The sequence below is a fragment of the Serratia rhizosphaerae genome, from assembly GCF_009817885.1.
In the GTDB taxonomy this organism is placed as follows: Bacteria; Pseudomonadota; Gammaproteobacteria; order Enterobacterales; family Enterobacteriaceae; genus Serratia_B; species Serratia_B rhizosphaerae.
On sequence record NZ_CP041764.1, the window covers coordinates 1988526 to 2014817 of the forward strand.

At 59.8% G+C, this 26292-nt stretch carries 14 protein-coding genes, 1 tRNA gene and 4 pseudogenes; 5 read left to right on the forward strand and 14 right to left on the reverse strand.

Annotated elements, in window-relative coordinates; all coding sequences use genetic code 11:
- Window positions 1-568 precede the first annotated feature (568 nt).
- The 4 genes from FO014_RS09330 to FO014_RS09345 form a co-directional block, all read right to left on the reverse strand.
- Window positions 569-645: transfer RNA gene (locus tag FO014_RS09330), tRNA-Pro, on the reverse strand.
- A gap of 123 nt (window positions 646-768) precedes the next feature.
- Window positions 769-2508, reverse strand: a complete 1740-nt coding sequence (gene eptB / locus FO014_RS09335; protein ID WP_105229300.1) for a kdo(2)-lipid A phosphoethanolamine 7''-transferase — start codon at window positions 2506-2508, stop codon at window positions 769-771.
- Window positions 2509-2728: 220 nt separating this feature from the next.
- A complete protein-coding gene (locus FO014_RS09340; protein ID WP_105229299.1) occupies window positions 2729-3154 on the reverse strand; it encodes an organic hydroperoxide resistance protein in 426 nt (141 codons plus the stop codon).
- A 158-nt stretch (window positions 3155-3312) separates the two neighbouring features.
- Complete coding sequence (locus FO014_RS09345; protein WP_105229298.1) at window positions 3313-3771, reverse strand: MarR family winged helix-turn-helix transcriptional regulator; 459 nt, start codon at window positions 3769-3771, stop codon at window positions 3313-3315.
- Between the two features lie 111 nt (window positions 3772-3882).
- Between FO014_RS09345 and FO014_RS09350 the strand changes: the two genes are divergently transcribed.
- Both FO014_RS09350 and FO014_RS09355 read left to right on the forward strand, forming a co-directional pair.
- Window positions 3883-4488, forward strand: a complete 606-nt coding sequence (locus FO014_RS09350) for an HD domain-containing protein (RefSeq protein WP_105229297.1) — start codon at window positions 3883-3885, stop codon at window positions 4486-4488.
- A 301-nt stretch (window positions 4489-4789) separates the two neighbouring features.
- Window positions 4790-5539, forward strand: a complete 750-nt coding sequence (locus tag FO014_RS09355) for an NAD-dependent epimerase/dehydratase family protein (RefSeq protein WP_105229296.1) — start codon at window positions 4790-4792, stop codon at window positions 5537-5539.
- 7 nt (window positions 5540-5546) lie between these two features.
- Here the strand turns inward: FO014_RS09355 and FO014_RS09360 are convergent, their stop codons facing one another.
- The gene (locus FO014_RS09360; protein WP_105229295.1) at window positions 5547-6170 is read right to left on the reverse strand and encodes a histidine phosphatase family protein; all 624 of its coding nucleotides are present in this window, start codon (window positions 6168-6170) and stop codon (window positions 5547-5549) included.
- 119 nt (window positions 6171-6289) lie between these two features.
- Complete coding sequence (locus tag FO014_RS09365) at window positions 6290-6898, reverse strand: helix-turn-helix domain-containing protein (protein WP_105229294.1); 609 nt, start codon at window positions 6896-6898, stop codon at window positions 6290-6292.
- 43 nt (window positions 6899-6941) lie between these two features.
- On the opposite strand from FO014_RS09365, the gene FO014_RS09370 reads away from it, so the two are divergent.
- Both FO014_RS09370 and FO014_RS23935 read left to right on the forward strand, forming a co-directional pair.
- Entirely contained in the window at window positions 6942-7634 is a 693-nt protein-coding gene (locus FO014_RS09370; protein WP_160029198.1) for a B3/B4 domain-containing protein, read from the forward strand.
- Window positions 7635-7706: 72 nt separating this feature from the next.
- A complete protein-coding gene (locus tag FO014_RS23935; RefSeq protein ID WP_246168162.1) occupies window positions 7707-8309 on the forward strand; it encodes a hypothetical protein in 603 nt (200 codons plus the stop codon).
- Between the two features lie 44 nt (window positions 8310-8353).
- On the opposite strand, the pseudogene FO014_RS23940 reads toward FO014_RS23935, so the two are convergent.
- Window positions 8354-8404: pseudogene (locus FO014_RS23940) on the reverse strand (hypothetical protein); the annotation flags it as partial.
- 127 nt (window positions 8405-8531) lie between these two features.
- Between FO014_RS23940 and FO014_RS09380 the strand changes: the two are divergent.
- A pseudogene (locus FO014_RS09380) lies at window positions 8532-9620 on the forward strand (IS3 family transposase).
- A 16-nt stretch (window positions 9621-9636) separates the two neighbouring features.
- Here FO014_RS09380 and FO014_RS24270 read toward each other — a convergent pair.
- From FO014_RS24270 to FO014_RS09420, 7 genes and pseudogenes are all read right to left on the reverse strand, one after another.
- A pseudogene (locus FO014_RS24270) lies at window positions 9637-9810 on the reverse strand (hemagglutinin repeat-containing protein); the annotation flags it as partial.
- Between the two features lie 205 nt (window positions 9811-10015).
- Window positions 10016-10294: a hypothetical protein gene (locus tag FO014_RS09395; protein ID WP_246168108.1), complete on the reverse strand. Its 279-nt coding sequence runs from the start codon at window positions 10292-10294 to the stop codon at window positions 10016-10018.
- Between the two features lie 14 nt (window positions 10295-10308).
- A pseudogene (locus FO014_RS09400) lies at window positions 10309-12354 on the reverse strand (VENN motif pre-toxin domain-containing protein); the annotation flags it as partial.
- 91 nt (window positions 12355-12445) lie between these two features.
- A complete protein-coding gene (locus tag FO014_RS09405) occupies window positions 12446-12808 on the reverse strand; it encodes a hypothetical protein (protein WP_160029206.1) in 363 nt (120 codons plus the stop codon).
- A gap of 9 nt (window positions 12809-12817) precedes the next feature.
- Window positions 12818-22822 (reverse strand): hemagglutinin repeat-containing protein, encoded by a 10005-nt coding sequence (locus tag FO014_RS23950; protein WP_160029208.1) that lies wholly within the window; start codon window positions 22820-22822, stop codon window positions 12818-12820.
- Between the two features lie 56 nt (window positions 22823-22878).
- Window positions 22879-24612, reverse strand: a complete 1734-nt coding sequence (locus FO014_RS09415; RefSeq protein ID WP_160029210.1) for a ShlB/FhaC/HecB family hemolysin secretion/activation protein — start codon at window positions 24610-24612, stop codon at window positions 22879-22881.
- 369 nt (window positions 24613-24981) lie between these two features.
- Window positions 24982-26223 carry an O-antigen ligase family protein gene (locus tag FO014_RS09420; protein WP_160029212.1) on the reverse strand — a complete coding sequence of 414 codons (1242 nt, stop codon included), beginning with the start codon at window positions 26221-26223 and terminating at the stop codon, window positions 24982-24984.
- Window positions 26224-26292 lie beyond the last annotated feature (69 nt).

A 26292-nucleotide genomic window follows, 5' to 3' on the forward strand; every position in this document is an offset into this window, starting at 1 on the left:
TATTGCGCGGTCTGTGCGGCGGCCAGGGTCAGAAATGAGCCGGATGGAACGCATCCGGAAATAGGCGTTTAAGCGGGTGGTCGCCACTCAAACAGCTCTCGCTCTAACCCCTAAGGCTATCAAATTGCCAACTGTTGAGGGTGGCGTCAATATAACCAGTGGGGTTTTACGCAGACTGTGAGAAACAGCAAACAAACATAAAAAAAACCATTTGTTAACATATACAGCATGAAATTTATGCTATACGACAATTTATCAGTGTGATTCCCTGAGTAACAAAATCTAACCAGCGTTAAACTCCGGGAAAAAACTAAAAAAGTTTGTTGTTAAATGCTGAAAATCTGAACGGTTATTTTTACGATTGGCTGCAAAAACAGAACGAAATGCTGACGAATACCCCGAAAGAGTGAGTCCGATGAGCGCTTTTTTCGCGCCGCTCGGCAACTATCTGCGCGCAGGGAAAAAAGTTGAGCGGGTCTGTGGCGGCGTCTCTCCATCCTCACGGCTACGGTATGGCCGATCGACAGACGAAAAAAAACCTGCTTTAAAAAGCAGGTTTTTCGAATGGTGGTCGGCGAGAGAGGATTCGAACCTCCGACCCACTGGTCCCAAACCAGTTGCGCTACCAAGCTGCGCTACTCGCCGATGCGGGGCGCATCTTACTGCTGGCGCACAGGGGCGTCAATCACTTTTTCGCCCCGCCGTTGCAAACGGCGATAAAAGCGCCGGATCAGCCAAAAAATCAGCGACGGCGCCTGGTTAGTCAGATTACGGCTTGGCGACCGCGCCGGCGGCCGGCGCCGAAGGAGCAGGCGTCGCCTTGGCCGATACCGGTGCCGCATTAGGGTTGTTGCACCAGTTATTCTTGGCGACGATACCGCCGTCCGGCGAGGTATAGCCCAGGCAGCCGAGAATGGTGTCAAACAGCTCAACGTGACGGTGGGATTTGCCCACCCGCTGCTGCGCCTGCAGACGCTCAAACGCGCTGCGGTTGTGGTCGTCCGCCAGATATTTGTCCGAGGCCCAGACGATCATCGGCACGCGGAACTGCTCCGGCGGCGCCATCTCACGCGGCGTACCGTGCAGGTGTGAGTTCTCGCCGATCGATTCACCATGATCGGCAGCATAGAACACGATGGCTTTCTTATCGCGCACCTGGTCGATCACCTTATCGATAAAGCTGTCGGTATACAGCACGGTGTTGTCATAGGCGTTGATCAGCTGATCTTTGGAACAGAAATCATCCACCCCCATGCACTCCGGCTGATAGCGCGCATAGCTGCGCGGGTAGCGCTGCGAGTACAGGTAGTGCGAGCCTTTGGTATGCAGCACCACCAGGTGCTTGCCCTTCGGATAGCGCGCCAGCGACTCTTTCATCTCATCCACCAGCAGCATATCGTCGACCGATTTACCGTCATTGCGCTTCTCAGAGGCAATCATCTCGCGGAAGGAGTAATTATTCACGTCGGTGTTGTTGTAGAACCACACCTCGCTCTGCATGGCAAACAGCTCGGAGGTAAAGCCCAGCTCTTTCAGCACCGCAAAAATATTCTGCTCTTTCAGCGTACGCTGCGGGTTGTCCGAGGTGCCGCCTTCGCGCACAAACATGCAGCGCAGCGACAGCTTGGTCGAGGTATCGCAGGACTCGCCGCGGAACGCCACCAGGTTTTTCTCTTTCGACAGCTTCGGCGTGGTGTCACGCTCATAGCCCAGCATGCCCATATGGTCCCAGCGGGTGGTTTCGCCGATGATAAACACCACATAGGTATCATCGAGGCCGTCCGGCGCCACGTAGGTAAAGTGCTGCGCCGGGTCGAACATATTGGCGGCGTCCTGGCTTTCATCGTAGCGGGTATAGGCAAACAGCCCCAGCGCCGACAGCCAGTTGGACGGCAGGTAAGAGTGCGCCACCACGCCGCCATAGCTCGGCAGGTCGATATTGGTGATTTTCTCCTGCGCGGTCTGCTCTTTATCCAGCGTGCGCAGCGGCAGCCACACCAGCGCAACCACCGCCAGCAGCACCAGCAGCGGCTTCAGCCGCCGGCCCGGCGTTTTCAGCTGTTCAATCAGCGTATCACGCAGGTCGTTGCGCCAGATCAGCAGCAGCGGCAGCGCACTGACCACCAGCATCCACACCACAAAGTGCATGCCGACCACTTCTCTCGACAGATCGATATCCGTGGTCATCACCGACACGATAATGCCGTAGCCGATCACCACGTTGAAGAAGGTCATGTAATAGCTGGCCGCCACCGAGATCAATACCAGCAGCGAGGCGACGATGCGGTAAAACAACCGGCCGCCCAGCGATATCAGACGCATGATAAAGAAGGTGAACAGAACGATAGCAACAACTTCCGTTATTGCGGAAACAACCTTAATCCCCTGAATGCCGTGCGCAAATGAATCAAAACGACGATAAAAAACGGAAAGGTTTAAAAAGATGCCGATATAGATCGCTAACAATAACGATAAATTCTGCTGTGATAGCGATTTAACTTTGTTCATGCAACGCGGTAACTCCGGGGGACTTTTAAACTGTTCTGAAACCATTCAGACACTCAATGCGTCGGCAGGTTCAGCCGATCGACAATAAGCCCTATTTTTTAGTCGAGAATCAGGATGATTCTTAAGCAATGGGCGTGTTGCCGCTTCAGGACGCGGGGCGAGGCAGGAGAAAAAACAAAAAATGGAGGGTTTCCCCTCCATTGATCAGCGCTCGAACGCGTTATTTCACGTTTAATATAACATCAATATTGCCACGGGTGGCATTGGAATATGGGCAAACCACGTGCGCTTTCTGCACCAGATCTTCCGCCACGCTGCGCTCAACCCCCGGCAGACTGATATCCAACTGCACTTCAATGCCGAAACCGTTCGGGATTTCTCCGATGCCCACCGTGCCCTCAATGGCGGCATCGGCAGGAATTTTGACCTTTTCCTTCGCCGCGACGAACTTCAGCGCGCCGAGAAAACAGGCGGAATACCCTGCGGCAAACAGCTGTTCCGGGTTGGTGACCTCGCCGCCGGCGCCGCCCATCTCTTTCGGCACGCCCAGTTTCACGTCCAGTACGCCGTCAGATGAGGTAGCACGACCATCACGGCCGCCGGTGGCTTTTGCATGAGCGCGGTACACAACTTTTTCAATAGACATCTTTGCTTCCTTTTTTCGAGTGGGCCAACAGGCGTCGCCCGTCATAGATGCCGCGGCGCCAGATGAGCTCGCGATTAAATCGCACGCTATATACTTAACAGACTCATTTTCAGTTTAGCGCACGATCGACGATCGTGCGTGCTGCCCGCCACCCAGCGTTACACCTGTCCGAGCAGGTTGCCGCGCAGCGTTTCCAGCTGCTGCTTCAGGCTCTGTACGTCCTCCAGGCTACAGGCAGAAGCACACATCACCGCTTCCGGCACCGACTGCGCCTTGGCGCGCAGCGCACGGCCGGCGTCGGTCAGCGCAATAATCACCTGCCGCTCGTCGGCGGCGGCACGATAGCGCACCAACAGCCCGGCGGCCTCCAGACGTTTCAGCAGCGGCGTCAGCGTGGCGGAGTCCAGAAACAGCCGCTCGCCAATATCGGATACGGTGATCTCATCCCGCTCCCACAGCACCAGCATCACCAGATATTGCGGATAGGTCAGCTCCAGCTGGCTGAGCAGTTTGCGATACACCTTATGCAGCGCCAGGTTGGCCGAGTAGAGCGCGAAACACATCTGTTGATCGAGCTGCAGCGCGTTTTTTTCGTTGAATGTATTGTTATCTTTCATTGTTTAAACATATATAGCACACGATAAAATAGCAAGCTAACACCCGACGATTGTGCTATTTTTTTATTTACAGGAACGCATTTGCGTGCCACAGGACGGGAGGGAACAGCCATGAGCGCAACGCTGGTAGAACGTGCGCGCCGCTATGCCACCAAGGCGCATGCGGCCATCGATCAACGCCGTAAATACACCAATGATCCCTATATTGTGCATCCGCAGGCGGTGATGGAGCTGGTCCGCAGCGTTCCCCATACCGACGAAATGCTGGCGGCGGCCTGGCTGCACGACACGGTGGAAGACACGCCAACCACGCTGGCCGACCTGGAAAGCCGCTTTGGCCCGCAGGTGGCGGAACTGGTCGGCATGCTGACCAACGTCAGCACGCCCGGCAGCGGCAACCGTTACCAGCGTAAGAATGACGACCGACGCCACAGCGCGCAGGCCTCACCGCAGGCAAAAACCATCAAGCTGGCGGATTTGATCGACAACACCCGCTCGCTGCTGACCTACGACAGCCACTTCGCCCGCACCTATCTGATTGAAAAACAGCGCCTGCTGGAAGTGCTCACCGAAGGGGATCGCCAACTCTGGCAGCAGGCCCACCATATCGTCGAACAGGGGCTGGCGGCGCTGCTGCTGCCTCCGCACAGCGTACCCGCCAGTTGGTTTGAGCATGCGCGTCAGCGCTACCGCGACAGTGAACGCGCATCCGCCTGAGCGCCGGACAACACCCGCCAATAGATAAGATTAACTAACTAAATAATCTACCACCAGGCGTGCGCTGCCGGCGGTGGCGGAGAAATAACCGGGTGAAAACTCGGTATTTATATCCATACCCTGACGTAAAATAGCGTTATTTTCAGCCGTCTGTATGTAAAATATTTTACATCAGCGCGTTACCTATCCCTTCAGCGGTCTTACCAACAATAACCATCAGAATTATTAATATTATTCTGGACAAAAATACTTCATGGGATTATTACTGGACCAGCGTAATTTGCTTTAGGGATTAAAAGCCATGACGTTGCGTAATGAGATAGGACGTATCCTGATTACCGGCGCCGGAGGCCGGGTGGCCACCGTCTATCGACGGGCTATCGCCGGACGCCATGCGCTGCGGCTGGCGGAGCGCGATACCGCCCTCCTGACCGATATCGGCGCGCATGATGAAATCATCGCCTGCGACATCCGCGATCTGCAGGCCTGCCGCCGCGCCTGCGACGGCATCGACACCGTGCTGCACCTGGCCGCCGACCCCTCGCCCGACGCCGATTTTTGCGGCTCGCTCAAAGACAACAATATCCTCGGCACCTTTAATATCTTCCGCGCCGCCAAAGACGCCGGCTGCCGGCGCGTGGTGTTCGCCAGCAGCGCGCAGGCGGTGGAAGGCTATCCGCTGGATTATCAGGTGCGGCCGGACGACGCGCCGCGACCGAAAAACCTGTACGGTGCCAGCAAGGCGTTCGGCGAAGGCATCGCCGCCTATTTTGCCTATCAGGAGGGATTATCCGCGCTGTCGGTGCGTCTCGCCAACTTCTGCACGCTGGAGCCGGGCCAGCAGGTCAGCGCCCGCGATATGAGCGCCTTCCTCAGCCACCGCGACGCTGCCGACCTGCTGGACCGCTGTATTCGCGTCGATGGTGTGCATTATGCGGTAGTGCACGGCATCTCCGACAACCGCTACAAACGGCTGTCGCTGGAGGAAACCTCCCGCCTGCTGGATTATCACCCGCAGGATGATGCTTTCCGTTTATTGGGGTTTGTCTGAGCGTTGCTCAGATCGGCGAGCGGCGCAACGCGCGTAAATGGCTGGCGATGCCCCAGTGCTGCAGCGTCAGCCCCTGACTGCCGGCTTCAACAATCGAATAGCTGCCGCTCAGATGGCCGTACTTGCTGGTTTCTTCTTTGGGGTTGGCGCCCTGTAACTGCCAGATCAGCGCCTGAATGGCATGGCCGTGCGTCACCACCCCGGCGGTGCCGCAGGAGCCGGCGGGGAAACTGCGGAAAAAAGACATCAGCCGCTGTACCACCTGCAGCGCCGACTCGCCCTGCGGCGCAGTCGCCGTCGGTTCGCCGGCAAAAATACGGGCGAAACCGCTTGGGTCGCTGGAGATGGCCTGATGGTAGGATTGGCCCTGATAACAGCCGAAATGTTGTTCATAGAGGCGCTCATCGCTGCGCACAACGCACTTGCAGTGCGCCGCCAGCGCCTGCGCGGTGGTCATTGCCCGGCCGGAAGGAGAACTGAAAATCTGCGTCAGCGTGGTGTCTTTCAGCGCCGCCATCAGTGCTGCGATCTGGCGATAGCCATCGGCCGTCACCGGGCTGTCATGCTGTCCCTGAATGATCCCTTCGCGACTTCCCTGTGATTCTGCATGCCTGATGACGATAAAGCGCATAGCTCCCCCTCCGTGATGAAGGTTAACTATAGTTCATCGTGATAAAAGTGCTGGCTCACATATCACCAAATGTTTTACAAGCGGTAAATCACGGCAACGGCCGCTATCACGTTATCAGGCTACTGATAAATATGGCGTTCCATCACCGTCATGGTGAACACCAGCACATCCGCGCCCTGATTGCGGTAGGCGTGCGGCACATCGGTTTTGGCGACGGCGGAGCTGCCCGCCGGCACCGTCAGCGACACATCGCCGACCTGCACAGTCAGACTACCGCTTTCAACATGCAGCAGTTCCGTGGTGCCTGCCGGATGCCCCTCTGAGGCAAAATCTTCACCGGGCTGCATGTCCCAGCGCCAAAGCTCCAGCATATCCGGGCCGCTGGTGCCGGCCAGCAGCCGGGCGCTGCCGCCCTGCGGTCCGTGCCACAGCGTGGGAATGTCCTGCTGTGAGATCAGGTGCGCCTGCGGTTTACTGGCGACATCGACAATATCGGCGACGGACAGCCCCATCGCGGCGGCGATTTTGCACAAAATGGCGATGCTGGGGTTAGCCTGCGCTTTCTCCACCTCCACCAGCATGCCTTTGCTGATGCCGGCGCGGCGCGACAGTTCGTCGAGCGACAGCTTCTGCTGACGGCGAAACTCCCGGATACGCCCGGCGACGGCGGCGCTTACCGAGACGACATCGGCCCCCGCTTCGGTCGTTTTATTGACTTTTTTGGTCATTGGTCGCTAGTATGCAATAAATTGGTCATTACAGGATTATTCTATGCCTAGCGTCACCCCGTCAATCGATCCGCAGATTACCCGCCTTGCGCCAGCCTTCCGGGCGCTGAGCATTCTGGTGGAACCCGCGCCGGTACGCCACCCTGACGTCGGGGAAACCGCGCTGCAGCAGGCCTGCCAGGCGGTGATGGCCGGCGAGCCGACGTGGGCGGACGCGCATCTGGCGGCCTGGGATAACGTGTTCAAGGCATTCGGCGCCAAACCCAAACGCACCCCCTGTTCGGCACTGGCGCTGCGCAAACGCGTACAGCGCGACGGCATGATGCCCGCCATCGACCCGGTGGTGGATCTCTACAACGCGGTCAGCCTGCGCTATGCGGTGCCGGTCGGCGGCGAGAACCTGGCCGCCTACGCCGGTCAGCCGCGGCTGGTCATCGCCGACGGCACAGAGCTGTTCGACACCATCAAAGAGGGGCAGCCGGCCCACGAAGCGCCGGAAGCGGGGGAAGTGGTATGGCGTGATGATACCGGCGTCACCTGCCGGCGCTGGAACTGGCGTCAGGGCGTCAGAACCCGCCTGAGCGTGGAAAGCCCGCTGATGTGGTTTATCCTCGAAAGCCTGCCGGAGATGCCGCTCGAGGCGCTGCAGCAGGCCGGCGACGCGCTGATCCAGGGGCTGGAGGCGATGATGCCCGGCGCGGCAGTCCAGCGGCAGTTGATCGGGCCGGGAGCGTAGTCAGGAATCCCCTCTCTGGCGCTGCTACACTTTTGTGGCGCCGAGATATTTTTCAATGAGAGGGAACGCCGCATGCCTTACCGACAATCAGCCAACAGTAATAAATTGTTCGGGAAACTGGCCGGAGTGCTGCTCGGCATCGCCGCCTGCCTGCCGGCCTTTTCCAACGCCGCCCCGATAGCGCTGACGCCGGACAGACAAGACGCCTTTCGCTCCGCGTTTTATCAGGCCTATAGCGACAGCATGGAAAAAGGCGGTTGGACCAACGTCATCAAGGAAGGGCGAAAACCCAAATTACACATCGTCGATTGCGCCAACGATCTGTGCGTGGTCAATCTGATTGTCGACGCCGGGTTTGATGAACAGCCTTATCTGGTGCGCATCGGGGCCAACGAGACGTTCTCAGGCATGACGGCCGTGCGCTATTACGGCAGGACGCTCGGCAAGGCCGCTTTCGTCACGGTTAACAACCGGCCTGCGATTTATGTCACCTCCAAAACGCATATGGGCACCCAGGCCGAGCAGCTGTTTGCCGTTGACGGCGAAAAAGTCGGCAAGATGCTGGCGCTGCGTACTTTCTCCGGGGGAAAAACCGAAAGCGAGCAAGGCGATCGGCACGCCTTGCAGCGGGCGGCCACGTTGAGCCGGCAAACTGTGCCGCCGGTGGTTTTTTGATGTCGCAGTAAGGATAACGCGCTGGCCGACGCTGCCCTCTTGCTGCTGTTTTTACCAGTCAGGAACTCGTTGTTCTTCGCTGACACCAGGTTCACATCCCGCGCCGCTTCCAGACTGACGTCCTTGCCCGCCTGCAGCTGGCTGTGTAAGCATCCCTGCAAAACGAACCATTCACTTTTAGAGATCTTCCGACATACTGATTATGTCCCTGAGGAGATCACCATGCGTAAAGCCCGATTTACCGAGCACCAGATCATCACTGTTCTGAAGTCTGTTGAAGCCGGACGTACCGTCAAAGATGTCTGCCGCGAAGCGGGAATATCTGAGGCTTCGTACTATAACTGGAAAGCGAAGTATGGCGGCATGGAAGCCTCTGATATCAAAAAGATGAAGGATCTTGAGGACGAAAACCGCCGTCTCAAACAGATGTTTGCCGACCTGAGTCTGGAAAATCGCGCGTTAAAAGACGTCATTGAAAAAAAGCTTTAAAACCAGCGATAAAGCGTGAGCTCGTCAGCTATGTGAAAGAGATGTTTTCGATGAGCGTACGCCAGGCATGCAGGACGTTATCGCTGAGCAGGACGGTGTATTTTTACCAGCCCGATACCCGGCGCGATGAGCCGGTGATCCAGGCGCTGACTGAACTGGCGGAGCGCTATCCGCGATACGGCTTTAAGAAGCTGTTCCAGTTGCTGCGCAGGCAGGGCAACAGGTGGAACCATAAACGCGTTCACCGGATTTACTGCCTGCTGAAACTGAATTTTCGCCGTAAGGGAAAGCAACGTCTGCCGGTGCGCAATCCGGCTCCTCTGGCGACGCCGGAAGCACTTAACCAGAGCTGGTCGATAGATTTTATGCATGATGCGCTGGTGTGTGGCAGACGCTTCCGGACCTTCAATGTGGTGGATGATTTTAACCGTGAAGCGCTGGCGATAGAAATTGACCTGAATATCCCGGCGCAACGCGTCGTGAGAGTGCTGGACAGGATAGTGGCAAACCGCGGCTATCCGGCCAGAACTGGTCTCACTGGCACTGGCGCAATGGGCCGAAGAACATGGTGTGTTGCTGGAATTCATCAAGCCGGGAAAGCCGACGCAGAATGCGTTTATCGAGCGTTTTAACCGGACATACCGGACAGAGATACTGGATTTTTATCTGTTCAGAACCCTGAATGAAGCGCGGGAAATTACGGAGTGCTGGCTGGCTGAATATAACAGCGAGCGGCCTCATGAATCCCTGAACAACCTGACGCCAGAAGAGTACCGGTTGATGGCTGAAAAACCGGAAATCTCAAAAAGTGCCTGGAACTAAAACCGGTGTGCTTACAGTAATTGCTGTGCAGTTTGTCGCGGCTGGCGCTCAGGTTCGCTGAACCACTGCCCGCACCGATCGGCACGCTCACCCCGCCGCTGACGCTGGTCTGCTTCGCGTCATAGCGATCGCTGTCCTGCTGGCTCTGCAACGTCAGGTTGCGCCCGACCTCCGCGCTCACCTGCGCGCCCCAGCAACGGCAAGATTTGGGAGCGGATTGGGTACGGGAGAACGGCCAACTGATCATCGGTAGCGACTGGCTCACCGCATCCGGCATTACCAGCGCGGAACAACTGGAACTCACCGCCGCACCCGGTGTGATCCGGTTGCAGCAGCGGGAAGTGGGAGATTTTAGGGCATAACAGCAAAGATCCCGGCCAATTGGCCGGGATTACTTAATACTCAGAATGGTAAATAATATTATAACTATCCCCAAGCTCTTCCTGAAGAAGAAGAGCCAGTTTATAACCATCATCAATAAATTGTTTTTCTTCCCTTTCATTTTTGAAACCAGACGACATCGGATCATCCATATTAAGTATGGCATCATACCGCTCAGCCCATTTCCTGAGATTGTGTTTTAACTCCGATGATATCGGCAGCTCTTCAGGAGATATATCACCCAAGTCTTCCGGAGTTGTTCCCCATAATGGGTGACAATGATAATCAGCCATCAATTTTATTGTCTTCACTTGACTGAACCTCGCAAGTTAGCACCTACAATAAATCCGTTATTACCTACAGTGACGGCTATATTGTACTTCTTACCATTTATCATAGTTTCATATATTGGCCGACCAGTGCCAGTCCCTTGATAACCAACTATTTTACCATCAGTGACGGCCTTCATTACCACATCAGGAATACGCGCCTCTGGTACACCTATTTGCGAAAATTGACTACCATGTTCTTTGACAATATGTTGTAGTCCTGCTTTAGAATTACCCTTCTCAAGGAAAATAATTTTTCCACTACTATCTCTTGCTGCTCCAACAACATTTTCAGGTGTAAATTTAATACCTTGAGCCGTCATTTCTTTAAATAAAGATTTTGTCACAACGGTATTTTTTGCTATCGAAACAAGGTCTTTACCTAACATCCCCAAAGATGCTACCGCTGCCTGATTTTCCGGGTCAGATGCGAACGCTGCAAACTTCGTCCAGTCAGGACTGTTTACATCAATATTCGCCAGATCCTGGCCGTTCCACTCCCGAACGTAAGCCTTTGCCTCATCGCTGGTCATTACATCCACTTCTGGGATCTTACCCAGCCAGCCCGGACGCTCTGCCATATCAACACCGCCCTGAGCCACTTCCTTATCAACAACCTGTGCTTCAAGTGGGTTATCTTTCAGCTTCTGATCGGTTTCAGCACTTTGCTTATCACTGATGTTCTTCCATTTATCAATGACGCCCTGACAGTTACCCCCACCTTTCCGGCATTCCGACAGTTCTTTATCGAAGGCTAGCGATTGATCCGCATTCAGCGCATTATTCTCAACCGCATTCTTCCCGGTCTGTGCCGCCGTCACGCCACCTGCAGTATCGCCCGTCACCAGCCCGCCCGCAAGTCCTGCCGCCAACTGGCTCAGCGCGCTCACCTGCTGCTTCTCACTTTCACTCAGCTCGCTTACCTTCTTGCCCGGGAACAGCTGGCCGGCAATATACCGCGCCGCCAGTTCACCACCGCCGGCTCCCAACCCGCCGGCTACCGCCGACTGGTTGTTCAACTGCGCGGTCACCGCCCCCAGCACCGCGTGCGCCATCGCATTCGCCGCAACATTCACTTCACCGGTCAGCGGATTGGTCGTCAGCTTCTTGATTTCCGTCGCCAGATACGGCGACGCGCCGCTTGCCAGCGCACCCGCCAGGTTATTACCCGCCAGCGCCGTCAGCGCACCGGTCAGCGCCTGCGCCGCCTTATGCAGGTCGCTGCCCGTGCCGTACTCCTTCATCGCCGCCTGGTACTCTTTCGTCTCCCGCAGCTCATCCGCACTCCATCCCGGATGTTTCTCCTTCGCCGCCTTCAGGCCGTTTAGATCGCCCTGCGTGCTGATGACGTCCATCGCCATGCCGCCAATCTCGCCAATCAGCTGCGCTTCCCGCAGCCGGTTCTGCTCCTTCTCTTTATCGAAGATCGGCCCGATGCTCCCGTTGGCATTCTCCGTATCCCGGCTCAGCTCCGCCACGTCCTGCTGCTGTTTATCCTGCTCGCGAATGACAATCGTCCCCTCGCTCACCGCCGCCTGGGTGGTGCCTTCCGCATGGCCGCTGTTATTGGCACCCGACAGCATGCCGCCCGCCATATTGGTCAGCAGATCTTTACCCACCGGGCCGCCGGTGCTCAGCGAACCGCCGCTGTGTTCGGCCTTGAAGTCCGCCTGATTGTGAATATCCTTAAAGCCCAGCGTCCCCGTCTCCAGCCGGTTCTTCTCCTTGTCCGCCGTACTGGCCAGCACTGCCCCGTCCAGCTGGGTGTGCTCGCCCACCTTGACGTCAAAACCGCCCTTGCCGGCAAAGATCCCCGTCTGTTCCTGCACGCTGTCGTAATTGCTGTGCAGTTTGTCGCGGCTGGCGCTCAGGTTCACTGAACCACTGCCCGCACCGATCGGCACGCTCACCCCGCCGCTGACGCTGGTCTGCTTCGCGTCATAGCGATCGCTGTCCTGCTGGCTCTGCAACGTCAGGTTGCGCCCGACGTCCGCACTCACCTGCTCGCCGCTCACCGCTGCACCCGGTGTGATCCGGTTGCAGCTGCGGGAATATGAGGCTTTCAAGGCGTAGAAGCAAAGATCCCGGCCAGTTGGCCGGGATTCATCACAAGGTCTAGATTAGATCTTCGCCATTTAAAAGCACAATGATATTTCCTTCCCCTAACTCTTGCCTGAACACATCTGCTATTTCAGAAGTATTCAACTCAGGGAAGGATTTATCATTCACAGCTATAAAAAAATAAGACTTTGGCTCTTTTAGTCCAAATTCTTCAGCAATTAATAACTTAGTCTCTTGATTGTATTTTTCAACACGATCATCAATCAGCGCAAGCTGTTGGCGATTTAAAATTATATGTGGATCAAACATAAGATACGGGCCATCAAAGAGATGGTCGTACTTTGCTCTCACCACACTTAACCTTTCCCTCAGCTCATCAATACTTATTGACGTGTAACATGCTATATCAATTGACATTTTTTCACCTTACTTAATTCGGATTGGCTTTCCTGACTGGTCGATAATGATAACCTTATCTAATCCTTTGATTGGCCAATCACTAAATTGTTTTTGCAAATCACTAACGCTTGCTTTTGTATCTGCCAAGTTGATAACAACATTGTTTGTTTGACCACTATTCACTTTTTCTAAAGCTCGGTCATAAATATTACGAACTGAGTTTGTTTTAGGGGCGATATTATCGAACACCTCACCATTAATTTTATAATCTGGATTTTTAACCCCCGGAGTTACAGGATTCTGCTCAACATGATAACCATTTTGAGACAGGATCGCAGCCCCCTCATTTTCTCGTTGCAGTGAACGTATATTTTCTGCTGAGGCATTCGGTGGCAGTTTAGTTGGCTGGCCACTTAAAGAACCCGTTGTACCCTTTCCAACATTCTTAGCAGCATTAGCCGCCACAGCTTCAGCCTTAGCCGCCGTCGCCTCTGCCGCTGTCTTGCCGATACCTACCGCACCGCCAGCCCCAACACCGCCCGGCACGATGGCTTCCGACATCTGGATACCGGCATTATTCAGGCACAACACCACATTACCTGCACACGCCTGTATTGCTGCTCTTGCAGCCACTGCTATTTCAGGGGTAGCCGCTGCCAGTAAACCACCTCCAAGACCCGCCGGAAGCGCCACCATCAGCGCATCGTTCATCGCCAGCCCTTTCTGACAGGATGCTGAGCTTGGGTCAGTGCTGCAAGACGCGATATTCTTGCCATGTTCCTGCACGAACTTGGTCTGGGTCTCTTCATTTCCACCCAGAAGATTATTCTCAACCGCATTCTTCCCGGTCTGCGCCGCCGTCACGCCACCTGCAGTATCGCCCGTCGTCAGTCCGCCCGCAAGTCCTGCCGCCAACTGGCTCAGCGCGCTCACCTGCTGCTTCTCACTTTCACTCAGCTCGCTTGCCTTCTTGCCCGGGAACAGCTGGCCGGCAATATACCGCGCCGCCAGTTCACCACCGCCGGCTCCCAACCCGCCGGCTACCGCCGACTGGTTGTTCAACTGCGCGGTCACCGCCCCCAGCACCGCGTGCGCCATCGCATTCGCCGCAACATTCACTTCACCGGTCAGCGGATTGGTCGTCAGCTTCTTGATTTCCGTTGCCAGATACGGCGACGCGCCGCTTGCCAGCGCACCCGCCAGGTTATTACCCGCCAGCGCCGTCAGCGCCCCGGTCAGCGCCTGCGCCGCCTTATGCAGATCGCTGCCCGTGCCGTACTCCTTCATCGCCGCCTGGTACTCTTTCGTCTCCCGCAGCTCATCCGCACTCAGTCCCTGATGCTTTTCCTTCGCCGCCTTCAGCCCGATAAGATCGCCCTGCGTGCTGATGACGTCCATCGCCATACCGCCAATCTCGCCAATCAGCTGCGCTTCCCGCAGCCGGTTCTGCTCCTTCTCTTTATCAAAGATCGGCCCGATGCTGCCGTTGGCATTCTCCGTATCCCGGCTCAGTTCCGCCACGTCCTGCTGCTGTTTATCCTGCTCGCGAATGGCAATCGTCCCCTCGCTCACCGCCGCCTGGGTGGTGCCTTCCGCATGGCCGCTGTTATTAGCACCCGACAGCATACCGCCCGCCATATTGGTCAGCAGATCTTTACCCACCGGGCCGCCGGTGCTCAGCGAACCGCCGCTGTGCTCGGCCTTAAAGTCCGCCTTGTTGTGGATGTCGCTCCACCCCAGCGTCCCCGTCTCCAGCCGGTTCTTCTCCTTGTCCGCCGTACTGGCCAGCACTGCCCCGTCCAGCTGGGTGTGCTCGCCCACCTTGACGTCAAAACCGCCCTTGCCGGCAAAGATCCCCGTCTGCTCCTGCACGCTGTCGTAGTTGCTGTGCAGTTTGTCGCGGCTGGCGCTCAGGTTCGCTGAACCGCTGCCCGCACCGATCGGCACGCTCACCCCGCCGCTGACGCTGGTCTGCTTCGCGTCATAGCGATCGCTGTCCTGCTGGCTCTGCAACGTCAGGTTGCGCCCGACGTCCGCACTCACCTGCTCGCCGCTCACCTGCGCGCCCTTCAGCGTGGTGTCGCGCCCGCTGTGCAACGTGACCTTGTTGCCGCTGTCTATAGTGGTCTCGTTCCAGCTGGTGCCATCACCGTGTTCCGAACCCTTGCTCGAGTTGGCGTTGGCGAAGATGCTCAGGCCGCTGTTCTTGCCCACGCCCAGGCTCATCCCCACACTGCCGCCGCTGCTCTTGTTGCTGCCCTCGGTCTTCTGCATGTTCGCCGCGCCGCTCAGCAGCAGATCGCGCTGGGCGTCCAGCGTCACGTCACCCCCGGCCTTCAGCTGGCTGCCGCCGATAGCAATATCGCCGCTGCCCGCCTCGCCGTGTTTGCCCGTGGCGGTCACCGTCAGGTTATTACCGGCATTCAGCGTTGAGCCGCTGGCCATGCTCTGTTCCTGCTTCTGCGTCGACGAAGACTTCTGGCTGCCGAGCGATACGCTCACCGCAAAGCCGCTGCCTTTTTCACCGTCTTCCAGTCCGACCCGCTCATTGGCCTGCATCGCCTGTACGCCGGACAGCGCCGCCTTGGTGCCCTGCAGCGCCTGCAGCCGGCCGCTGCTCTCTTTGCGCGCCTGCTGGGCGGTGCTCACCGCCGTATTCAGCGCGCTGCCCACCGCGCCCGACAGCGCCACGCTCAGCCCGCTCTGTTTGGTCTCGAAGGTTTCCGTGCGGGTGCGCTGGTCGTAGCCCGGGTCGATCTGCACGCTGTCGCCGCTCAGGGTCATATCCTTGCCGGCCACCAGATCGGCGCCGCCGATATGCAGCTGCTTGCCCGCCGTGATGTTCACGTTGCCCTGATTGCTGCCCACCGTGCTGACGCTCTGGCTCTGGGTGGTGCCCTTCTCGTCAATCTGATGCCGGCTGGACTGGCTGCCGATGGTGAAGCCCAGCCCGCCGCCGCTCAGCAGCCCTTTCTTTTTCTTCTCTTCCAGCAGGTAGTGCGCGTCGGTCTCGGTGGCGGCGGAAATATCGACGTTGTTGCCCGCCTGCAGGTTGACGTCATGGTCTGCGACAACCGCCGAGCCGCTCACCGTCAGATCGTTGCCGGCGCTGATGCTGACGCTGTCGCCGCTCAGCAGGCTGCCCTTCTCGCGCGTCACCCGGTCGTTTTTCACCGTGCGGCTGCTCTGCTTCTTCAGGAAGCCTTTCTTCTCGGAGCGCTCTTCCGAGTACATCGCCTCGCTTTCGGTGGCGCTGTTGAGCATGACGTCATTTTTCGCCTGCAGGGCGATCGCCCCGTCGTCGCTGTGCAGCGTGCTGCCGGTGACCGTCACATCCCCGTCGCGCGCCACCACCGTCACGCCGTTCTGGCCGCTGAAGGTGCTGCCCAGCGCCTCGCTGCGCGAACTCTCTTCCTCGCGCCGGCTCTTGGTCTTGCCGACCCGTTTGTTCTCGCTGTCGCGGTCGTTAACCTGCTGCCGCGCCTCTTTGATGGTCACGTTCTGCCCGCTCAGGCCGATGTGTCCCTCCTGGCTGTCAACCTGCGCGCCCTCCGCCAGCAGGTTGTTGCCCGCCGTCAGCGTCACGCCCTGGTCGCCGCTCAGGGTGCTGAGCAGCAGACGCTCTTCCTCACGGCTGTTGTTCACCGACGAGGTGCGGCTGTCAGCCTTCAGGTTGGTGCGGTTGGTGGTGCTCTCCGCCAGCAGCTTAACGTCGCCGCCCGCTTGTACACCGAGCTGGCCGCCGGCCTTGGCCTGGCTGCCCTGCAGCGTAATATCCTGCCCGGCCTTCAGCGTCAGGTTGTTGCCGGCGCTGAGCGTGCTGCCCAGCGCCTGCTGCCACTCGCCGCTGACCTGCGCCATCCGCGAGCCGGCTTCTTCCAGCCCGCCGCTGGTGCGGTTGCCCATCGCGCCGGAAATCACCTGCAGATCCGCCGTGTGGCTGCTTCTGGCGGCACCGATCTCCAGGTTGTTGCGCGCGCTCAGGCTCAGGTTGTGCGTCGCGTCCAGCTTCGCACCCTGCAGGCGGATATCGCCGCCGATCAGGCTGATGTCATTGGCGCTCATCGACGCCTGGCGCAGCGCGTCCTGCAGGTTGGTGCTCATGGTCAGGCTGTCTGCCTGCACGTTGATGCGGTCGGCGCGGATATCGCCGCTTTGATGCATAAACTGGCCGGCGTCGATGGTCAGCGCCTGATCGGCAAACAGGTTGCCGGCGTTGTGGATGCTGTCTGCCGACAGCTGCAGCTCGCCGCCGGCGATCAGCGCGCCGTCGCCGTTCAGGCGCAGCGTGTTATTGGCCAGATAAACCTTCGGCACCCATACCGTCTGCGGGCCACTGGCGGTCTGCACCGTCTCACTCACCAGCCAGACGATATCCTGCGTCAGCGCCGCAATCTGTTCAGGACGCAGCGCCACGCCCGGCACCAGTTGGAAGTCCTGCGCCACCTTGATGCCGTTGTTCATCAGGCGCTGGTACTGCGCCATCGCGTCTTCACCACGCACCGACGGCCGGCCGGTCAGCTTCAGCATCTGCTCGCGCACCAGGCGCTGCTCATAGAAGCCGTCCCCCAGGCGCTTATGCACCTGCGCCGGATCGTAACCCACCCGCTGCAGCATATAATCGCTGCTGATAAACTTGCTGCGGCTGGTGAAACGCTCGTCGGTCACTACCAGATACGGGCTGTCCGCTTCCAGATGCTGGCGGAACAGGCCGTTGTCCGGGATTGAGGTCGCCACGTCACCCAGATGCTGCTTGTCGGTCAACGCCAATTCGCCCGGCGTTAACGGCCGGCCGCCGGGGATCAGCTGCGTATCGCCGGACTGCCACTCCACGCCGTCAACCGTTACCGCCAGCGGATTGCGCTCCAGCTCCGCGCGTTCGGCCTCCGCCGCCTTCTGCGCCGCCTCCACGCTGCCGATCTGCGCCTGATTGACCGTGGTGTTCTCAATGCTGGCGCCGCGAATGGCGACGCTGCCGTTGCCGCTGATGATGCCGTCAATGGTGGTCAGCGCCGTGGTCTCGTCGCGGTTAAACGTCGGATACCAGTGATGGGTGTCCTTGTCATAGTGGTCGACGATATATTCCTGACGCCGCTCATTAACCGAATAGCCGCGGTTGATCACCTTGCCGTCGCCGTCAATCGTCAGGTTGCCGTTGGCGGCGATGGTGCTGGCGTCGTTCAACAGCTGGCTGGCGATACGCAGCACCATATTGCCGCCCGCCAGGATCTGCCCGCCGATGCCGGCGGAAACCAGCCGGTCGCGCGTGACCGTGCCGGTGGCGGTGCGCTCGCGGAAGTTGTTGTAATCGGTGACAAAAGGCGCGTTGACGATATCGAGGTGTTTCTCCGGATCCCACTGCTCCAGACGCCCGCGATCGTGCTCGCGCCACACCGTATTGTGGTACGGCGTCGGCACGTAGTTCTGCCGGAAGCCGCGCGTCTCGTAGAAGGTCATGGCGTAGCCGCCGTCGTCGTTCTGCTTCAGCGCCAGGTAGTTCACCCAGAGGTCCAGCATCTCTCCCTTCGCGCTTTTTACCCGCACCTGCGCGCGCTTGCCCGCCGGGTCAATCGCCAACAGGGTGCCGTACGGGTTGTTTGCCGCCGCCGCGTCATCGCGGAACGTCAGATTCTGCGTGGTCGGCGCCATGGGCTCTTTATCGGGGTTAACCGGTGAGTCGTAAGAGCGCCAGTAGTAGTTGTAACGGTGCCACTTGTAGTCGCTGCTTTCCGCCTCGCGCTCAATCTCCAGCCCTTCGCGCAGGTTGTCCAGCCGCTTGGCCTCCACCGTCACGTCACCGTCCGCCTCGATGTTGCTCGCCCGGTTCTCGATCAGATCGCCGCTGCCCAGATGCAGGCTGCCGGCGCTGTAGATCAGGCTGCCGTCGCGGTTGCTCAGGCGTTCGCCGGCCTGCAGCTGCAGCCGCTCGGTGGCGGCGATCACCGCATCGCGCCCGTGGTTGTCGATGGTTTTGCCGCGCAGCGTGATGTCATCGCCCATCACCGTCGCCAGGTTATCCAGCGTGTCGGTGTCGACCGTCATGCTGTCGGCTTCCAGCCGCCCCTTGTTCAATAGCGCGCCGGTCGTCAGCCGCAGCGTTTTCCCCACCAGCGAACCCAGGTTAGTGATATGCGTGCTGTTGACGGTCAGGCTGCCCGGCAGCAGCCACTCTGTCAGGTTGGTCAGGCCGCCGGCCAGCGTCAGCGTCAGCGCTTCATTGCTGCTGAGCGTATCGCCGGCGCGCTGGGTGTAATCCTGCTGCAGCGAGAGCGTCAACGCCTGCTGGCTCAGCAGCGTGCCGCCCTGGTTGTCCAGCGTGCCGGCGTCCACCGCCAGCGTGGCGCCGCTCTGGATCAGCCCGCCCTGGTTCAGCAGCTTCAGGACGGAGACGGCGCGCTGTTCGCCGTTAATCGCCAGCGCGCCGTTGGCCAGTACGCGCCCCTGCTGGTTGTTCAGCGTATCAAGCAGCGACAGCGTCAGCGAACCGGCGCTTTGCAGGCGGCCGCCGCCGTTATCCAGCGTCTGCGCGCTCACCTCGGTGTGCGTCGTGCCCATCAGCAGGCCGCCGTCGCGGTTGTTAACGCCGCTGCTGTGCAGCGTCAGCCGCTCCTGACTGGTGACGACGCCGCCGCGGTTATCCATCTGCGCCAACTCCAGCCGCTGGGCGCCGGTGGAAACCAGCTGTCCGCCCTGATTGTTCAGCTGCTGGCCGCGCAGCGTCAGCGTCTGGCCGCTGTGAATCTTGCCCTGCTGGTTATTCAGCGTGTCGATACGGTAGTCGCCGTCGCCCTGACCGATCAGCGTGCCGTTCAGGTTATCCAGCCGTCCGGCGCGCAGCGCCAGCGATCCGCGGCTGCTGAACACGCCTTCGCGGTTCTCCACCTGCTGGGCCGTAACCTGCTGCGCACCGTTGCTTCTGATCGCGCCACGGGTATTGTCGAGCAGCCCCAGAATGCGCAATGCCACCTGCTGCTGGCCATCCAGCGTGCCGCCTTCATTGAGCAGCGACTGCGCGTCGAGCTGCATCTGCTCCCCGCTCTGCAGCTGCCCCTGGCGGTTATCCAGCGCGCCGTTCAGGTTCAGCCGCATCGCCCTCTGGCTGTAGAGCAGGCCGCCCTGCCGGTTGTCCAGGCGCTGCGCCGCCACGCTGAGCGCGCCACCGGCCAACAGTTGGCCCGCCGCGTTCTGCAGCGTGCCGACGGCGTCGCCCGCTTTTGCGCCGCGCACCTCCAACCGCCCCTGCGCGCTGAGCTTGCCGCCGCGGTTATCCACATCCCGATCGATATGCAGCGCCAGCGCCCCCGCCGACTGAATGCTGCCGCGCTGATTGTCCAACGCGTCGCTTGCCAGCTGCGCATCCTGCTGGCTTTGTACGCTGCCGTCCCGGTTGTCAAAACGCCGGGCGACGGCGGACCAGCCGCCCTGGCTGCCCATCCAGCCGTGATGGTTCAGCAGCTCTTCCGCCTGCAGGGTCTGCGACAGCTGACTGAAAATCTTGCCGTTGCCGTTATCCAACTGGCGGGTGAACTGCATATCCAGCGCGTCCAGCGACTGCACCGCGCCGCCGGCGTTCAGCAGGCTGCCGGCGCGCACCCGCGTCATCCCGCCGCCAAGCAGCGTGCCGTCCCGGTTATCCCAGCCGCCGTCCAGGCCCAGCGTCAGCGCCTGTCGGCTCTGCATCAGTCCCTGCTGCCGGTTGCTCAGGCTGCCGCCCTGCAGTGACAGATCGCCGTCGCTGAGCACCTTGCCGCCGTCGTTGTTCAACAGGCTGCCTTCACCGCCCTGCCAGCTCAGCCCCTGTTGCGCGGTTAATAACCCGTCCTGATTGCTGACGTTGCCGGTACTGCTGAGCGTCAGCGCGCCGCCGGACTGCAGTTTACCGCCGTCGTTATTGATCTGGCGGACGGCAACGGTCGCCCGTTTTCCGCCGGTAGCGCGACCGTCGCGGTTATCCCAGTCGCCCGCGCTGTTAACCGTTAATTCTTCGCCCGCTTCCAGCAGCCCCTGCCGGTTGTCCAGCCCTTCGTGTGCCGTTAGCTGCAGCCCGCGCTGGCTGACCAGCCGACCCTGCGCGTTGTTCAGGCTGTGCGCCGTCAGCCGCACCCCTGCAGCGTTGATATCGCCGTCGCGGTTGCTCAGCGCACCGCCGGCGTTCAACATCAGCTGCCGGCCGGCCAGCAGCTGACCGCGATCGTTGTCGATCCCCGCCGCCGAGGTAAGATCCAGCGCCGACTGGCTCTGCACCACGCCGGCCTGGTTATGCAGTTCACCCGCCGTCAGCGTCAGACTGCCGTTGCCGCCCAATACGCCGCTGCGGTTATCCAGCAAGCCGCCGATCTGCCAGCGCTGAGCTGCGTCATCCAGCGCCACCAAACGCCCGCGCTGATTATTCAGAGACGCCGCATCCAGCTGCAGCCGTCGGGCCTCGATGCTGCCGTCGCTGTTGTCCAATGTGCCGCCCAGCGCGAAACGGCTGTCGCCGTCCCCGCTCTGCGACCAGATCGCTCCTTGTCCGAACAGGTTATTGCCGCTGACGTCCCAGCGCCCAGCCTTGATGTGCGCCTGCTGCGCGTCAATATCGCCCGACGTGCTGAGCGCCAGTTCCCGGCTGTCCACCGTGGTCTGCCGCAGCGCCACGCCGCCTGCCGTAGCGCTGACTTCCGCACGGCGCGCGCTGAGCGTCGCCTGGCTGAGATCGGCCTGCCGGCCGCTGACCTTCAGCGTTTTCTTACTCAGTAATTGACCGCTTGCCTGCACCTCGCCCTGGCTGGCCAGCGTCAGATCCGCCTCGCGCACCAGTTGGCTGTTAATGTCGCTGCCGGCCAGCAGGTTGCCGCTGCTGCGGATGCCGCGTGCGGCGTTCAGGCGCACGTCGCCGGCCGCCGCCAGCGTACCGGACTGGCGCAGCTCGCCGTCACGGCTCTGCACCGAGAGCGTGCCGCCGCTGTGCAGCTTGCCGTGGTAGTCGATATCATCGCGGGCGGCCAGCTGGATATCGCCGCCGGTCTGAGTGACCGCCTCCTGCTGCGCCGGCTGCCAGCTCAGTTTGCCTTCGCTGCTGACGGTCAGCGTTTTACTCGCCTGCAGGTGGCCGCCCTGGTTGCGCACGCCGACGCCCGCTTCGGTGCCGATCATCTGGATATAGCCGCTGTACATGCCGCCCATCTGGCCCATATCGATCGCCAGTTCCGGTTTTTTATCGTCGGCAGCCAGCGGCGTCGCCGTGTTGCCGTCGGCGCTGACGCGGTTGCGTCCGGCCACCACCTTCAGTCCCTGTTTGGCCCATACGCCGGCGTTCACTTCCACCGCGCGCGCCAGAATATCGACATATTCAGTGTCATGCCGGGCGTCACCGTTCAGGCCGCCGCCCTCGATGCGCACCATGCCGCGCTCCACCTGATAACCGCCCAGACTGCCGTCGGCGTTCAGCTGCGGTTTGCCGGTGGTCAGCGTCATGCGCCCGGCGTTGATGGTGCCGCAGCCGTTACAGACGATCCCCGCCGGGTTGGCGACGATCACCTGCGCCCGGCCGCCGGCCACTTCCAGGAAGCCGCGCAGCTGGCTGGGGTTATTGCTGTTGACTTCGTTCAGGATCACCCGCGCCGGCGCGCCGTTGGGGTTCAGGTTCGGGTTGCCCTGGATCATGCCCCCCAGTTGGGTTGAGGTCATCGTCGCCGAGTTATTGAGAATCGCGCCCTGCCGATCGACGTCGAACTGTTGGTATTTGTTATGCGACACCCCGGCCTGGTTGGGCGCGGTGATATTGACCTGCGGCAGTCCGTTCTGGGTGGCGATCACCTCAGGGCGCTGCCCCGCCGGGCCATCGGCCACGATGCCGCCCGCCCAGGCCGGGCCGGTGAACAATGCCAGCCCCAGCAGCCACACCGCCCGGCGCACCGTCACCCACAGGCGCGGCGCATGCCCGCCGCGGCTCTGGCCGGGCTCGGCGCTGCAGCTGCGCGCCAGTTCGGAAACCACCCGCAGCTCCCCGTGGGTGCGGCTAAAAATCAGGCGATAGCAATGTTTATTCATGAGTCACGTCCGTGTAAAAGATCCATCCAGTGAACAGCCCGTGGCCATCCGGCAGATTAAATTTCCAGATTGACGCTGAAGCCGGCGGTGGCGCCCGAGGTGTGGAACGCATCCGGCTTGCTCAGCGGTACGCCGGCGAACAGGTCATAGCTGAAGCGCCGCCACAGCGCGCCGCGCACGCCCAGCGCCGCCCCCGTCAGCTGTTTGCCGACCAGCCGACGCGCGCTGGGGCCGCCCACGCGGCCGTAGTCCAGCGCGGTATACAGTTCATGGCCTCGCGACTGTACGTTCCACGCCAGTTCGTTGCGCCACACCATGCCGCGCTCGCCGGACAGCGATAATTCACCGTCGAAGCCGCGTACGGTGTAGCGGCCGCCGATCGCCATCCGCTCCTGCGGCGTCAGGGCATTGGCGCTCCACTGACCGCGCAGGCTGGTGTAATAGCGCCAGGGCTGCTGCCCCAGGGCGAATGGCTGGTTCAGGCTGACATCCCCCATGGCGAAGCCGACGCGGGCGCTGCCGCTGTGCATTGCCTCTTCCGGCGCCGGTTTGGCGCCGAAGGCCCCGGTGCCGCGGTGCCAGTTGAGGTTGGCGTCCAGCGTGGCGCTGCCGAGGTAACTGCGCTGGTTGAGGCCAAGTTCCCAACCGGCGGTGCGACGCTCCTGGTTATCAATGTTGTAGCCGTCGACCGCATTGGTGGCATGACGACGATAGGCGCGCATATTGAGCGTCAGCTTATGGGACTGGTTACGAAACAGCAGGCGGGACAGCGTCAGCTGCAGGTTTTCGCTTTTACCGCTGTAGCTCAGCACTTCGTTGGCGTTGGGGATATTCTGGTGATAGGTGTAATCGTTATAGTTGGCGGCCAGGCTCCAGTAGCCGATCGGGAAAACGTAGTTCAGCGTATGTGAGCGGTTGCCGAACGGCCCGTGTTCGAACAGGTTTTTGCCGATATTGGCGTAGAACAGATCGTTTTGGGCAAAGGGCGCGTCAATCGCCAGCGTGGCGGACCCCAGATAACGGCCGGTGCTTTTCGAGCCGCTGTCGTCCAGCCCCAGGCTCAGACGCACCGGGCGTCCCTCTTTCCAGCTCACCAGCAGGTCGCTGGTCGCCTCCTGGTCGCCCGGGGCGATTTTAATATCGGCCTCGACGCTGGGCACACGCTTAAAGTTCTCCAGCCCCTGCTCAATCGCGCGCAGGTTGAGGATATCGCCGGCCGACGCCGGCAGCGCATTCCACAGCCGTCCGCGCCAGGAGACACCCTCCTCAAAACGCACGCGGGCAATGCGGCCGGGCTGCAGCGTCAGCGTCAGCACGCCGCGGGTCAAATCCTGCTCCTGCGCCATCACCCGGGTGGTGACATAACCTGCGGCCAGAATGCGGTTCTGCACCTTATTGATTGCCAGCACGATGCCCTGCTGGCCCAGACAGCGGCCTTCGGCATCTTTCGCCGCGTCCAGCGCCCACTGAAAGCGTCCGGCCGCTTCGCCGACCAATTGCAGGCGGCTGATGGTAAAACAGGGGTGTTCATCAGACGGGTAATCGGGCAACGCGACGTCGGGGCGACTCAGGCGTACGTCGCTCTGCGGCGCATTCTGCTGCTGCAGCGCGCGTTCACGCTCCTGCTGGCGCTGCTGCTCCTGCGCATCCCGCGCGGCAGCATTTTGTAATACGCTGTCTGGCGCCGGCGCGCTATGTGCCGGCATAGAAAACGTCAATAATAAACCGGCGGCCACCAGCGGAGCAGGCAGCGGCAGCCGCCATAACAGCGAGGATAAATTCCCTTTCATGCTATGAATTCCATTTCATAAATTTATATTCGACGCATTATCCTCCCAGCTTATCAAAAAGCAAGCCATGCCTTAGCAATAGGCATCCATTCAGCAGCTCGTGCTTTTATTCTTCACGTTTTCAGTGAATTACCACATACACCCCTCAGGGCCAATCAGACAATAAATATAAATAATCTTAAATTTCATTTCGCATCGGATAGTCAGAAGAATTCATTCGCCAATCAATTATTCTATTTATTTACTATTAAGCACTACTTATTTTCGTCTATTAAAATATGGCGTCCCCGCTCATGCTTTCTCCGCAGAGAGAGGCGTAAGCGGGCCATTGTTCCTCACGGTTTATAAATGCGGGACAGCATGGCGAAACTAGCCCTCCTTATTCGCAGGATGACTATTCTTATCCGTCATCTCCCGCGGCGTCACCGCCCACCCCGCCAGCAATGCCGCAATCACCACGAACAGGTGCCCCTCGGAGGAATCCAGCAGGAACGAGTTGAACAGGTGGCAGGCCATATAGCTGCACAGCACCGCAACCAGCAGGTTACGCCGCTGCACCGGCTGTCGCCAGGCCACACGATAGCAGCACCACATCCAGCCAATAAATAACGCCAGGCCCAACAGGCCGTTTTGCACCGTTTCCAGCAGATACTCATTGTGCGGATTATGCACGCTGTAGCCGGTCTCCGCGTTGCCGTACCAGAAACTGCCAGCGCCGTTGCCCAGCAGCGGCGCCTGCTGAATCAGCCGCCACGATTCACGGGCAAAAGCGGTACGTTGTCCCATGGAGTTGTCGCAGGCCTGATAAGCCGTCTCGGCAGAGGCCAGTACGCAATGCCGCACTTGCTGAACGCCCAGCGCCAGCCGCTCCATGGCGAGATTCGGGATCAGCATCAGCATCGCGACGGCCAGCACGCCGCAGGCGATAACGGCCACCCGCTGCCGGCGGCGCAGCGTCAGCAGCAGCCAGATCCCCATGCCGACCACCAGCGCCACGTAGCCGGTTCGCCCCTGCACCATCAGCAATACATTGGCCGCCGCCAGCAACGCCAGCGCACCGTACAGCCAGCGGCGCGCGCGATGGCCGGCAACGGCGCGCGTCAGCCAGACCAGCGCGGCCAACGCCATAAAGACATTCTGGGTAATTTGCAGCTTAAACACCGTCGGGTTTTCAGGAGGGATGCCCCAGCGTGTCGCCAGTCCGGCGCCGCCGGCCAGGCTGATGACCAGTATCAGCGCATTGGCCCACAGAAAACCGCGGAGAAAGTGCGCCGCCAGACGGCGATCGGCCAAAAAAAACAGCGCCAGCGGCAGCACATACAGTAACTTTTTATACTTGCCGACCATCTGTGCCCCATACGCATGGCTTTGCGTCAGCAGCGACAGCGCCAACAGCGCAAAGATCAGCGCCGGCAGCCATACCAGAGGATGAGCCGCCACAGCCTTCCACTGACGACAATCCCGCTGCCACAGCAGGCAGACCACCGCCAGCCCCAGAGCGACATTCATCAGAAAGTTGGAAGTCGGCAACGATGCGCCAAGTAACAAGGCCGTAAAGGCGAATACTCGCTGCCGGAGCAGCAGAGCGGAACTAGCAGGAGCAGATACCATCGTGAAATACTCATCGCAAGGGAATAAAAACGCGGCGCAAGCGCCATAGAGAAACGACGACGCACCAGC